Annotated in this window: 8 protein-coding genes; 6 read left to right on the plus strand and 2 right to left on the minus strand. The window is 64.9% G+C overall.

Going from position 1 to position 13,518, the window contains the following annotated elements; genetic code table 11:
- The first annotated feature begins 11 nt into the window (after positions 1–11).
- Together galE and XI04_RS32960 are read left to right on the plus strand one after the other, a co-directional pair.
- Positions 12–1,004, plus strand: coding sequence for a UDP-glucose 4-epimerase GalE (galE, locus tag XI04_RS32955; RefSeq protein ID WP_095424769.1), 993 nt, complete (start codon positions 12–14; stop codon positions 1,002–1,004).
- A gap of 187 nt (positions 1,005–1,191) precedes the next feature.
- Positions 1,192–1,533: a hypothetical protein gene (locus XI04_RS32960; protein ID WP_271609986.1), complete on the plus strand. Its 342-nt coding sequence runs from the start codon at positions 1,192–1,194 to the stop codon at positions 1,531–1,533.
- Here the strand turns inward: XI04_RS32960 and XI04_RS32965 are convergent.
- Complete coding sequence (locus XI04_RS32965; RefSeq protein WP_271611060.1) at positions 1,507–5,622, minus strand: bifunctional diguanylate cyclase/phosphodiesterase; 4,116 nt, start codon at positions 5,620–5,622, stop codon at positions 1,507–1,509. The genes XI04_RS32960 and XI04_RS32965 overlap by 27 nt on opposite strands.
- Positions 5,623–5,920: 298 nt before the next feature.
- On the opposite strand from XI04_RS32965, the gene XI04_RS32970 reads away from it, so the two are divergent.
- The 3 genes from XI04_RS32970 to XI04_RS32980 are packed head-to-tail and all read left to right on the plus strand — an operon-like array spanning position 5,921 to position 9,163.
- On the plus strand, positions 5,921–6,973 hold the full coding sequence (locus XI04_RS32970; RefSeq protein WP_271609984.1) for an Ldh family oxidoreductase: 1,053 nt from the start codon (positions 5,921–5,923) through the stop codon (positions 6,971–6,973).
- Positions 6,974–6,994: 21 nt separating this feature from the next.
- Positions 6,995–8,362, plus strand: a complete 1,368-nt coding sequence (locus XI04_RS32975; protein WP_271609983.1) for an LLM class flavin-dependent oxidoreductase — start codon at positions 6,995–6,997, stop codon at positions 8,360–8,362.
- 15 nt (positions 8,363–8,377) lie between these two features.
- Positions 8,378–9,163, plus strand: a complete 786-nt coding sequence (locus tag XI04_RS32980; protein WP_271609982.1) for a fumarylacetoacetate hydrolase family protein — start codon at positions 8,378–8,380, stop codon at positions 9,161–9,163.
- Positions 9,164–9,321: 158 nt separating this feature from the next.
- On the opposite strand, the gene XI04_RS32985 is transcribed toward XI04_RS32980, so the two are convergent.
- Positions 9,322–9,777 carry an Lrp/AsnC family transcriptional regulator gene (locus XI04_RS32985; RefSeq protein WP_271609981.1) on the minus strand — a complete coding sequence of 152 codons (456 nt, stop codon included), beginning with the start codon at positions 9,775–9,777 and terminating at the stop codon, positions 9,322–9,324.
- Positions 9,778–9,928: 151 nt separating this feature from the next.
- Between XI04_RS32985 and XI04_RS32990 the strand changes: the two genes are divergently transcribed.
- Positions 9,929–13,378 carry an indolepyruvate ferredoxin oxidoreductase family protein gene (locus XI04_RS32990; protein WP_271611059.1) on the plus strand — a complete coding sequence of 1,150 codons (3,450 nt, stop codon included), beginning with the start codon at positions 9,929–9,931 and terminating at the stop codon, positions 13,376–13,378.
- Positions 13,379–13,518: the final 140 nt, after the last annotated feature.

Genomic DNA, 13,518 nt, shown 5'->3' on the forward strand with positions numbered 1-13,518 from the left:
CATAAGACGATATGACCGACCGACCGACTGTCCTCGTCACTGGGGGCGCGGGCTACATTGGCTCGCATGCCTGCCGCGCATTGACCGCCGCCGGCTATCAGCCCGTCGTTTATGACAATCTCTCGACAGGTCATCGCAGCTTCGTTGCCGGCCCCCTGGTGACGGGCGATCTGCTCGACGGCACGGCGCTGGCACGCGCCTTCGCCGACCACAAAATCACGGCGGTGATGCATTTCGCGGCGGCCAGCCTGGTCGGCGAGTCCATGACCGATCCGCAGAAATACTACATCAACAACGTTCAGGGCACGCTGTCGCTGCTGCAGGCGATGCGCAACGCAGGCTGCCATCGCATCGTGTTCTCCTCGACCGGCGCCGTCTACGGCAATGCCGATTCCAAGGAGCTGCCGGAAGACTTTCCCTGCGTTCCGATCAACCCCTATGGCGCGTCAAAATGGATGATCGAGCGGATGCTCGCCGATTACCGCTCGGCCTACGGCTTCGGCGCGTTCTGCCTGCGCTATTTCAACGCCAGCGGCGCCGATCCGGCCGGCGGCATCGGCGAGCTGCGCGACAATGAAACCCATCTCATTCCCCGGGCCATGATGGCGCTGCAGGGCCATGTCGACTTCGCGGTGTTCGGCGACGACTACGACACGCCCGACGGGACCGCGATCCGCGACTACATCCACGTCACCGACCTCGCCGCGGCGCATGTCGCGGCCCTGAAGCTCCTGGAAGAGGGGCATGCCGGCGGCAGCTTCAATCTCGGCACCGGCTCCGGCTTTTCCGTGCGCGAGATCCTGAACGCGATCAGGCAGGAGACCGGCCGCGAGGTGCCGCATACCATCAAGCCGCGCCGCGCCGGCGATCCGACCTATCTGGTTGCGGATCCCTCCGCTGCGCGAAAGGTGCTGAACTTTGTGCCTGGCCATTCCGACCTGGCTACGGTCATCCGCACCGCCTGGGCCTGGCACCAGAAGGCGCATCCGTTCAGACAGCGTTAGGCAATCGGGGCGCCCGCGCCTTGCTCAGCGGTGGCGTGAACGGCTAGACTGGGCCTTCGCTGCCGGCGACGATGCCGGCATGCCTGGCTCGTCCGAATGCGCGAGCCGATTTTTCCGAGCGTCAGGTCACGATCATTTCGGCGCGAAGGCCCGTCATCGGTCGCGGATCCCTGGGAGCATGGAACGAATGCATCAGGCCGCACGCCTGGAGTTCGAGCGCGTGATGGAGGAGTTTTCCCGCTGGCACATTGTGCCCGCGGATGAGCGCTCGCCTGCGCCCGCCTGGTGGTGGGGACCCGCGATGGCAGTGTTCGATGACCGGGAGCCGATGAGCTGCGCATGGTGCGCCGAACTCGGTTTGAACGAGGGCGCGAGCTTCGCCGATGGCGCGCACACGATTCTCGCGCTGTTCGTCGAACAGACATCGCTGACGGGACCGCAGGATTTTCCGAGCAAGGCCGAGGGCGGGGAACACGACGCCCGCGCGCTGCACCCGCAGCCGTCAGACGACAGCGCGTTTCAGCCGTGACGCTGCAGCTTCCATGGCCGCAACGTCCGGCTCCGGCTGGAGCGGCGGCGCGATAGGCAGGACCATCGGCCGCAGCAGCTCGGCCATCTGCTTGGCTGGCAGCGGCTTCGAGATCAGGAAGCCCTGCATCTCGTCGCAGCCATGGGTGCGCAGGAACGCCTCCTGCTCGGCGTTCTCGACGCCTTCGGCGACGACGGTCATGCCGAGCGCCTTGCCCATGCTGATGATGGCCTGTGCGATCGCCTGGTCTTCCGAATCCTGCGGCAGGTCCCGTACGAAGGAGCGGTCGATCTTGATCGTGTCGATCGGGAAGTGCTTCATCAGTGACATCGACGAATAGCCGGTGCCGAAATCGTCGATGGCGAGGCGGATGCCGCGGCTCTGGATGGCATCGAGCACCTTGAGCGCGCGGCCGACATTGCGCATCATCATGCTCTCGGTGACCTCGAGCTGGAGCAGCACCGGCGACATGCCGCTGGCCGCCAGCGCCTCGTCGACGTCCTGCAACAGATGCTCGTCGGCGAACTGCCGCGGCGACAGATTGACCGCCATCGACAACGGCAACAGGCCGCGGCGCTGCCAGGCCATGGCCTGCGCGCAGGCTTCCCTCAGCACCCAGCGGCCGATCGGCACGATCAGGCCGGTCTCCTCCGCAAGCGGGATGAACTGAGCCGGCGAGATGTTGCCGAGATCGGGATGCGCCCAGCGCAGCAGCGCTTCCACGCCGGTGATCTGGCCGGTCGCCATGTCGACCTTGGGCTGGTAATTCAGCGAGAACTGCTCGCGCTCCAGCGCGCGGCGCAGCGAGCTCTCCAGCGACAGCCGCTCGATCGACTGCGTCGTCACTTCCTTGGAGAAGAAGCGGTAGCCGTTCTTGCCGTCCTCCTTGGCGAGATACATCGCCATGTCGGCGTTCTTGGTCAGGGTCTGCGCATCGGAGCCGTTGGCCGGATACATCGCGATACCGATCGAGGCCGTGGTGTGGCACTCGTGTCCGGCCAGCTCCATTGGCTCGGCGAGTGCCGCGAGCAGCCCGGTCGCGATGCGCTGGACGTCGTCGATCTCGCCGCACTGGTCGAGGATCACCACGAACTCGTCGCCGCCGAGGCGCGCCACGACGTCGCTCTCCCGCAGCGCGCCGCGCAGGCGATTTGCCACTTCGAGCAGGAGCAGGTCGCCGGCCTCATGGCCGAGCGAATCGTTGATGACCTTGAAGCGGTCGAGATCGATGAACAGCACCGCGAAACGGTGATCGTGGCGCTCCGCCGTTTCGATCGCCTCGCGCAAGAGCCCGTTGAAGGTCTCGCGATTCGGAAGGTCGGTCAGGCTGTCATGCGAGGCGAGGTACTCGATCCGCTCGTCCGCCTCGTTCTTCTCGTCGGCGCGATCGAAATTCTCCATCGCAAATGATACGTTGTCGGCCAGACGCTGCAACAGCTCGACGAACTCGGCCGTGAAGGTAGCCGGCTCGGTCGACATGTAGATCATGACGCCGACGGCCTGGTCGTGCACGATGAGCGGAAATGCCGCGCCCGATCGCGCCCCGTCGCCGCGGACAACGGCGTGGAATGCGCTGACGCGATCGTCGTTGAGATAATCGTTGCTGATGCAGGGCTGGCGCGTGCGGAACGCCGTGCCGCTCATCCCGCGTCCTTCGGGACGCTCGGGGTCGATGGAGAGGCGAACGTTGCGCGTGGTGTCGGAAGACGGCCCGGCGCTCGCCACGATCTCCAGCTGGTCGCTGTCGGCCCTGGCCAGCGCGATCGTGGTCGAGGTGAACTTGGCGCCGTTCGACGCGGCAAGGCAGACGAGCTCGAACAGCTCGGCGCGCGACTTCGCCCGCATGATCGCTTCGTTGGTCGCGCTCAGAGCCGCGAACATGCGCGTCAGGCGCTCCTTCTGGGCATCGGTCCGGACCTTCTCCTCGGCGCGGTCGAAATTGTCGAGCGCGAAGGACACGTTTTCGGCAAGGCGCCCGAGCAGTTCGACCAGATCGGGCGTGAATGTGTCCTCCTCGGGCGCGAGGAAAAGCAGGATGCCGATCGGCTCCTGGCCGGCCTTTAGAAGCGGGAAGCTGGCGGCGGCCCGCGTTCCGTCCTCGATCGCCTTCGCCCGCCAGTATGCCGACCGCGGCTCGTTCAGATAGTCGTTCATAACGCTGGGCCGGCGAGTCCGGAGCGAGGTGCCGATGATCCCCTCGCCTTCGGGATGGTCGACGGAAATGCTGCAGGTCCGTCCAACCATTTGCTGCTGCAGTCGCCCCTTCACCGCGACGACGCGAACGAGCTCGTTTTCCGCGTCGATGATCCCGATCGTTGCCGACGCGAACACGTCGCCGAGAATAGCTGCCTGGCACGCGGCCTCGAACAGGTCCTCGCGCGTCTTGGCGCGCATGATCGCTTCATTGGTTGCGCTGAGCGCTTCGAACATTCCGCTCAGGCGATTGCGCTGCTTGTCCACCTGCGCCTTCTCCTCGGCGCGATCGAAGCCTTCCAGTGCGAAGGCGACGTTGGCCTGGAGCTTGCGCAGCAATTCGACGAATTCGGGTGTAAACGTGCCGCACTCCGGAGAGTTGAACAGGAACACGCCTTCGACACGGTCGCCGTTGAAGAGCGGCAACGCCGCGGAGGACGCGATCCCGTTGCGGCGGGCGCTGGCGTGCCACGGCGCGATGCGCTCGTCGGCGAGCACGTCGTTGCTGACGGCGGGCTGGCGCGTGCGGAACGCGATGCCGGTCAATCCGCGCCCTTCCGGCACCTCCTCGGAGATCGAGAATTTGAAGTTGCGAACCTGATCGGCGTTAGGTCCGTAACAGGCGACGACGCGCAGCAGCCCGGCGTGAGGGTCGACCAGTGCGATGTTGGCCGAAGTGAACTTGGCGCCCTTCGCCGTCGCCTCGCAAACGAGGTCGAACAGATCGGCGCGCGACCGCGCCCGCAGGATCGCCTCGTTGGTGGCGCTTAGCGCCGCATACATGCGTGCCAGCCGTTCCTCTTCGGCGGCGATTTTGGCCTTCTCGGACTCGCGGCCAAAATTATCGATCGCGAACGAGACGTTCTCCGCCATACGCAGCAGGAGCGCGACGATCTCCTCGTCCTTGGCCCAGGAGCGGCTGATGAAGAACAAGAGCACGCCGACACTTTCACCGTGCCTGATCAGCGGCGCGACCACGCAGGCGGCAACGCCAGTGTTGACGTTGGCCTGCTCCCACGGCGAGCCTCTGGTGCGGCTGGCGAGATCGTCCTCGACGATGGCCTTCTGCGTCCGGAACACCTCGCCGGATATTCCCTTGCCGTAGGGATTCTCCGGATCGATCGAATAGCGCGCCTGGGTGATCAGTGCGAGGTTCTGGCCGGTGGACGCGACCGGACTCATCCAATGCGAATCCGGTTCGCGGAGCAACACGATGGTCGCCAGCGATTTGCCCCCGTGAACCGAGGCGTCACACACGAGCTGATAAAGCTCCTGCTCGGTTTTGGCGCGCAGGATGGCTTCGTTGGTGGCGCTGATGGCGCCGAACATGCGGTTGAGTCGCCGCGTCGCCCGTTCGCTGGTCTGCCGCGCGGTTTCGCGCGCGAAATTGTCCAGCGCATAGGAAATGTTGGCCGACATGCGCCCGAACAGCGACACCATCTGCTCGTTCAGCGAGCCGGCTTCGCGGCGGGTCACGTAGAGCACGCCGACACTCTTGCCGTTGCAGAGCAGCGGCAGCGCCGCAGCCGCGCCAATGGCGGCCGAAGCGGCACCCGCGCGCCACGCCAGCGAACGGGGGTCGTTCAGATAATCGTTGCTGACACACAGCTTCTGATCTCGAAATGCCTCGCCGCCGACGCCCGAGCCTTCGGGTGTGCCGGCAACCGTCGTGATCTCGATCGAGCGCAGCCGCGCAACGTCGTCGCCACAGCCGGCCGCAAAATGGAGTCGCCGGTCGTCCGGTCCGACCAGAAACACGGCGACAGCCAAGAAATCCCCGCTCGAAAACCCGGCGTCGCAGACCTTCTGGTACAGCTCGTCCGGCGATTTCGCATAGAGAATCGCTTCGTTGATGGCGCTCAACGCCGCAAAGGTGCGCGCGAGTGTCGTCGGCACGATCTCAGCTCCCGGGCATTTCTGCCTATTTCTCCCGGGTACCTTTATGAGGGGCCATCGCCTAAGTGGTCGTTATTGCGCGCTGCAAACAATCGATCAAAGTGAACGAGCTGCGAACGACCGGGGGTAAACTATCGAAAATACCGCCGCACGGGACGAATCCTCAGCAAGAGGCGCGACCTCTTTACGAATTTGCAGCCCTGTATTGGTTTACGGGAGATTGATATCACAGCCGCGCTTTGAGACGATGGCCTCCAACAATCAGTGCCCGCCAAGGGCAAAGACCCCGGGGAACGCCATGCCGATCGTCACGGCCGATCGCCTCACGCGCGTCAGCGCTGCCCTGCTCCGCGCCGCCGGAGCCTCCGAGGAAGAAGCCGACGCCGTCACGATCGGCTGCGTCAACGCCAATCTCGCCGGCCATGATTCCCACGGCGTGATCGCCGTTCCCACCTATATCGACCGCATCAAGGCCGGCCACATCGTTCCCGGCGCCAAATGGACCGTGGTCCAGGAATCGCCGACCACGACCGTGATCGACGGCCATTGGGGCTTTGGCTTCCACGTCAACGCCAAGGCGATGGCGCTGACGATCGAGAAAGGCAGGACGGCGAATGTCGCTGCCTGCACCGTGTTCCGGCAAAGCCATGTCGGCCGCCTCGCCGCCTACCCCCTGATGGCGATGCGCGCAGGCATGATCGGGATTGCCACGGCGGATTCCGGCCGCTCGCCGAAACACGTCGCCCCGTTTGGAGGCAAGGAGGCGCGGCTCGGCACCAACCCGATCTCGATCGCGGTGCCGTCCGATCTCGATGCGCCGTTCTATCTGGATATGGCGACTTCAGCTGTCGCAGCCGGCAAGATCCAGCTCGCGGTCGCGCGCGGCGAGGAGATTCCGACGGGCTGGATCATCGATGCCGAGGGACGGCACACCACCGATCCGACCCAATACCGCAAGGGCGGCGCGCTGCTGCCGCTCGGCGGCACCGAGGGCTACAAAGGCAGCGGCCTCGCCGCCATGGTCGAGGTGCTGTGCGGCCTGCTCACCGGCCTCGGCTTCGGCGTCGAGCCTACGGGGCGGCACAATGACGGATGCTTCATGGCGGTGTTCAATGTCGCCGCATTCCGCCCGCTGCAGGAGTTCAAACGCGAGGTCGCCGAGTTCGCGCGCTATCTGAAATCGACGCCGCCGTCCGAGGGCAGCAATGGCGTCTACTATCCCGGCGAGATCGAGGGCCTGCGCGAGCAGCAGCGTCTGCGCGACGGCATCGAGATCGAGGATGCCACCTGGGAAAAGCTGCGCGCGCTGGCGCGGGAATACCGGCTCGACACCGTCCTCGATCTGGCCTGACGGCATCGGGAGAACAGCAGCATGAATCGACAGATGGTCCTGGTCGGCTTCCTCCAGGCGCAGAACTGCACCAACCTGCCGAGCTCCTGGCGGCATCCGGATTCGCGCGACGATTCGATGTCGGCGGACTACTATCAGGAGATCGGCAGGATTCTCGAAGCCGGCAAGTTCCAAATGGCCTTCTTCGACGACCGCCTGGCGATGCCGGACCGCTACGGCAACGACCACGCCCATACCGTCGAATACGGCATCCGCTGCGTGAAGATGGATCCGCTGATCGTGCTGACCACGATGGGCATGGTCACTGAGAGGCTCGGGCTGGGAGCAACCTGCTCGACCACCTATTACGAGCCGTTCGACGTCGCCCGCCGCTTCGCAACGCTCGACCTCATGTCGGGCGGACGCGCCGGCTGGAACGTCGTGACCTCGCTCAATGACGGCGAGGCCCTCAACATGGGGCGCGACTCCCATCCCGAACATGATTCCCGCTACGACAAGGCCGACGAATTCATGGAGGTGGTGCTTGGCCATTGGGACACCTGGGAAGACGGCGCGCTGATCATGGACAAGAAGACCGGCCGCTTTGCTGATCCGGCCAAGGTGAAGCGGCTCGACCACACGGGCGCGGCGTTCAGGTCCCGCGGGCCGTTCACCGTACCGCGCTCGCAGCAGGGCCACCCCGTGATCATCCAGGCCGGCGCATCCGGCCGTGGTCAGCGCTTTGCCGGGCGATGGGGCGAGGTGATCTTCACCGCCGCGCGCAATCTTCAGGGCGCCAAGGACGGCTACGCGGCCGTGCGCAACGAGGCCGCCAAGGCCGGCCGCGATCCCGACCAGATGTTCCTCTGCAATCTGACGACGCCGGTCTGCGCGGCGACCAAGGCCGAGGCCGAGGACAAGATGGCGCTGATCAACAAGCTGCCGCTCCAGATCGACGCGCTGTCGCTGCTTGCCGAAGCACTCAACTACGACTTCGCCTCCAAGGATCTCGATGAGCCGCTGACCACTGACGAGCTGAAGAGCATGCAGGGCATTCTGGGCATCCGCGACGGCGTGCTGAAGAATTCCGGCAAGAGCAATCCGAGCGCGCGCGACTTCGTCACCTTCTCCGGCCGCGGCCAGGTGCAGGACGCCATGGTCGGCGGCCCCAAGGAGATCGCGGACAGGCTCGAGGAAATGTTTGTCGAGCGCGGCTGCGACGGCTTTGTCATCGCGGCGACCTATGTGCCCGGCTCCTACGCCGATTTCGTGCAGCATGTCGTCCCGGAGCTGCAACGCCGGGGCCTGTTCCAGAAAGACTATCGCGGCAAGACGCTGCGCGAAAATCTCGGGCTGAAGCGGCCCGCCGCCGGCGCCTGGAAGATGCCGCCGCGCGATGCCGCGGAATAGCAACGAGGACTTAGCATGCGCTGGCTGAAGTTTACTGAGACCGGCAAGACCTCGTGGGGGATCGTCGAGGGCGACAAGGTCGTCGCGGTCAACGGCGATCCTTTCGGTGAATGGCAGCGCACCTCGCGCACGCATTCGCTGTCGCAGGTCAGGATCGAGCTGCCGCTGATCCCGCGCACCTTCTATTGCGTCGGCCTCAACTATCTGAAGCATCTGAAGGAGGCCGCCGACAAGCGTGGCGAAGTGCCGGCCGTGCCTGAGCGCCCCGAGATCGGCTATCGCGCCCAGAACGCGCTGATCGCACATGACGAGGAGGTCGTGATCCCGTCCTTCGCGACGGAGAAAATCCATTACGAGGGCGAGCTCGTCGTCGTCATCGGCAAGAAAGTGAAACATCTCACCGAAGACACCGCGATGGATTGCGTGTTCGGCTACACCATCGGCAACGACGTCAGCGAGCGCAGCTGGCAGAAGGCCGACCGCAGCCTGTGGCGCTCGAAGAACGCCGACACGTTCAAGCCGATGGGACCGTGGATCGAGACCGAGGCCGATCTCCAACAGATGGAAACGATCGTCCGGGTCAACGGCAAGGAGACCAACCGCTTCGCGACCGGCGACATGATCTTCGGCGTGGTGCCGTTCCTGGTCGAGCTGACCAAGTATTTTACCTTGTGGCCCGGCGACGTGATCTGGATGGGCACGGACGGTGCCTCGCCGGACATCAAGCACGGCGACGTCGTGGAGATCGACATCACCGGTGTCGGGACGTTGCGGAACAGGTTTGTGCGGGAGGGGCAATAGCAGCCCCGTAGCACCGGTGCCGTAGGGTGGGCAAAGCGACTTGTCCGCCATAGCTCGAAGAGCGACGGCGGAAGCGTGCCCACCACCTCTCTCGATCATGGAGAGATCGTGGGCACGGCGCTATGCGCCTTTGCCCACCCTCCGGCACCTCCCGCATGTCAAAACGGCAGCGCCACGCTCGACTTGATCTCCTTCAACACCACGTTGCTGCGGACATAGCGGATGCCGGGAATGCGGAACATGAACTCGTCGAGGAATCTGTTGTAGGCGGCCATGTCCTGCACGACGACGCGCAAATGATAATCGGCATCGCCCGTGGTCGCAAAGCACTCCAGCACCTCGCGGCGTTTGGTTACCCGCGCGACGAACTCGTCGACGAACTTCGCGTCGTGCCGTTCCAGCGAGACGTGAAGAATGGCCGACATCGCAAAGCCCGCCGGCTCGCGCGCGACCAGCGCCGCGTAACTCTGGATGATGCCGGCCTCCTCCAGCGCGCGCACCCGGCGCCAGCAGGCCGACGTGGACATGCCGACCTCGTCCGCCAGTTGCTGGTTGGTGGCACGGCCATCCTTCTGGAGATGAGCGAGAATCCGCGCGTCCTGGTCTTCCATCATCGATCGGCCCAATTCGGTTTATTCTACCGCATGATAGCCTAATTCGGGATAACTTACCAGAATCTGGTTACAGACAGGAAAGATAGGTAAGACCTACCAACCATCAGGGCCTACCCTCCGCTCATTCGCAAGGATGCCGCGGGAGGTCCGCATGGACGCCTTTCCGTCACTCGACCCCTACGAACTCTCCGATCGCTACGATCGCGAACACGGCCGCGTCTTCCTCACGGGCACACAGGCCATCGTCCGCATCGCGCTCGATCAAGTCAGGCGCGACCGGGCCAGCGGCCTCAACACGGCCGGCTTCATCTCGGGCTATCGCGGCTCGCCGCTCGGCGGCATCGACCTCGAGCTCTGGCGCATCCAGGAGCGGTTGAAGCGGGACCGTGTCGAATTCCTCCCCGCCGTCAACGAGGACCTCGCCGCGACCGCGGTGCTCGGCTCGCAGCAGGTCGAGACGCAAGGAGATCGCGAGGTCGATGGCGTGTTCGGCCTCTGGTACGGCAAGGGCCCGGGCGTCGATCGCTCCGGCGATGCGCTGAAGCACGGCAACGCCTACGGCTCCTCGCCGCATGGCGGCGTGCTGGTAGTCGCCGGCGACGACCATGGCTGCGTCTCCTCCTCGATGCCGCACCAGTCCGACGTCGCCTTCATGAGCTGGTTCATGCCGACGCTGCATCCCGCGAGCGTCAGCGAATATCTCGCGTTCGGCGAATATGGCTTTGCGCTGAGCCGTTTCTCCGGCATGTGGGTCGGCTTCAAGGCGATCTCGGAGATCGTCGAGTCGGGTGCGTCCGTCGCGCTACAGCCGCCCCGCCACTTCCGCACGCCCGACTTCACGCCGCCGCCTGATGGACTGCACTACCGCTGGCCCGATTTGCCGGGCCCGCAGATCGAGGAGCGGCTGGAGGCGAAGAAGCACGCGGTCTACGCCTTCGCCAAGGCCAATCCGATCGACCGTCACATCTACGACATCCCCAGCGCCACCTACGGCATCGTCACCACGGGCAAGGCCCATCTCGACCTGATGGAGGCGCTGCGGCTAATGGGGCTCAATGAGGCCGCCTGCCGCAGCATCGGCATCGACGTCTACAAGGTCGGCATGGTCTGGCCGCTGGCGCTGCATGACGCCATGGACTTCGTGAAAGGCAAGCGCGAGATCCTCGTGGTCGAGGAGAAGCGCGGCATCATCGAGAGCCAGTTCAAGGAATATTTTTACGACTATCCTGGCAGCAAGCCGGAGCGCATGGTCGGCAAGCACGATGAAACCGGGGCAAGGCTGATCTCCTGGATCGGCGAATTGTCGCCTCGCGCGCTCGCAGGCGTGCTGGCGCGCCGGCTCGATCCGATGTTTCCAGGCCTCAATCTCGCCGCACGCGCGGCCGCCCTGATGCCAGAGGCCGCACGCACCATCAACGTCGCTGGCGCAACGCGCACGCCGTATTTCTGCTCGGGTTGCCCGCACAACACATCAACAAAGGTACCTGAAGGCTCCAAGGCGCTGGCCGGCATCGGTTGTCACTTCATGGCAAGCTGGATGGACCGCGAGACCTCGTCGCTGATCCAGATGGGCGGTGAAGGCGTTAACTGGGCGGCTTCGTCACGCTTCACTGGCCACAAGCACATCTTTCAGAACCTCGGCGAAGGCACCTATTACCACTCCGGCTCGATGGCGATCCGGCAGGCGATCGCCGCCAAGGCCAATATCACCTACAAGATCCTGTTCAACGATGCCGTCGCAATGACCGGCGGCCAGCCGGTCGACGGTCCCATCAGCGTTCATGCCATTGCCCACAGCGTCCGCGCCGAAGGTGTGGCGCGCATCGCGCTGGTGTCGGATGATCCCGCACAGTTCTCGCCTGCCGACCTGCCGGCCGGCGTCACCCTTCATCCGCGCGAGGAGATGGATGCCGTGCAGCGCGAGCTGCGCAATATCTCCGGCGTCTCGGTCCTGATCTATCAACAGACCTGCGCCACGGAGAAGCGACGCCGGCGCAAGCGCGGGCAGATGGCCGACCCCAAGCGTTTCGCCTATATCAACGATCTCGTCTGCGAGGGCTGCGGCGACTGCTCGGTGGAATCCAACTGCCTCAGCGTCGAGCCGAAGGAGACGCCGTTCGGCCGCAAGCGCCAGATCAATCTGTCAGCCTGCAACAAGGATTTTTCCTGCCTCAACGGTTTCTGCCCGAGTTTTGTGACCGTCGAAGGCGCGACGCGCCGGAAGAAGGGCGCGAGCCAGATCGACGCGGTTGGTCGGGCCGCCCCACTTCCGTTGCCCGCGACGGCAACGCTCGACCGTCCCTACGATCTGCTCATCACCGGCGTCGGCGGCACCGGCGTGATTACTGTCGGCGCGCTGATCGGCATGGCCGCGCACCTCGAACGCCGCGGCGTCTCGGTGCTGGACTTCACCGGCTTTGCGCAGAAGTTCGGGCCCGTGCTGAGCTACATCCGCCTCGCCGCGAGCCCCGCGGCTCTGCATCAGGTCCGTATCGACCAGGGCGCAGCCGATGCGCTGATCGGCTGCGACCTCGTGGTGAGCTCCTCGCCAAAAGCCTCAGGCACCTACCACCGCGGCACGCGCGCCGCGGTCAACACCGCGGAGATGCCGACCGGTGACGTGGTCCGCTTTCGCGACGCCGATCTCGCCTCCCCCGCGCGCCTGCGTGCCATTGGCCAAGTCATCGGCGAGAGCGATCTCAGTACCATCAACGCCAACGCACTGGCGGAACGGCTGCTTGGCGATGCCGTCTATGCCAACATCATCATGCTGGGCTTTGCCTGGCAGCGCGGACTGGTGCCGATTTCGCTGCAAGCGCTGCTGCGCGCAATCGAGCTCAACGGCGTCGCCGTCGAACGCAACAAGCAGGCCTTTGCCTGGGGCCGGATTGCGGCCGCCGATTCGGACTTCTTGCCGAGGGTGGACGATGCGCCCAGGGCCGAGACGCTCGACCAGATGATCGACCGTCGCGCCGATTTCCTCACCGCCTATCAGGACGACGCCTATGCGGCGCGCTACCGGGCGACCGTCGCAAGGGTCCGCCACGCCGAAGCGGTCCTGAACAGCGAGACCCTGACCGAGGCCGTCGCCCGGGCCCTGTTCAAGCTGATGGCCTACAAGGACGAGTATGAGGTGGCGCGCCTGCACATGCAGGGCGGATTCCTCGATGAGCTGAAGCGCGAATTCGAGGATGGCTTCAGAGTCCAATATCACCTCGCCCCGCCCTTCCTGCCGTCGCGGCGCGACGCACGTGGGCGTCCGCGCAAGCGCGCCTTCGGCCAATGGATCCAGATTCCGCTGGCCATGCTCGCGCGCTTGAAGGGACTACGCGGCACGCCGTTCGATCCATTCGGCTACACCTGGGAAAGGCGCACCGAGCGCGAACTGATCGCCTGGTACGAAGGCTTGATCGAGCGGATGCTCGGCGGGCTCGATGCGGCGCATCTGCCAGGTCTCGTCGCAATCGCAACAGCGCCGATGGACATCCGCGGCTACGGTCCAGTCAAGGACGCTGCGATCGGGAAGGCGAAGGCCGACGTCGAGCGACTGCTCACCGAACTCGACACACCTTCGCCGGCGAGGATGCACGCCACCGGTTGACGCCGGCTGCTCCCAATCGGCATGGTTCTGGACAACGCGTTCAGACGATTGCCGCCGCCACGCTGATGGAATCGTAGGGTGGGCAAAGCGAAGCGTGCCCACCTCTTCTCGAATTCATGGAGATGGTGGGCACGGCGCGT

The sequence above is a fragment of the Bradyrhizobium sp. CCBAU 11430 genome (genome assembly GCF_028128855.1).
GTDB classification, from domain to species: Bacteria; Pseudomonadota; Alphaproteobacteria; order Rhizobiales; family Xanthobacteraceae; genus Bradyrhizobium; species Bradyrhizobium ottawaense.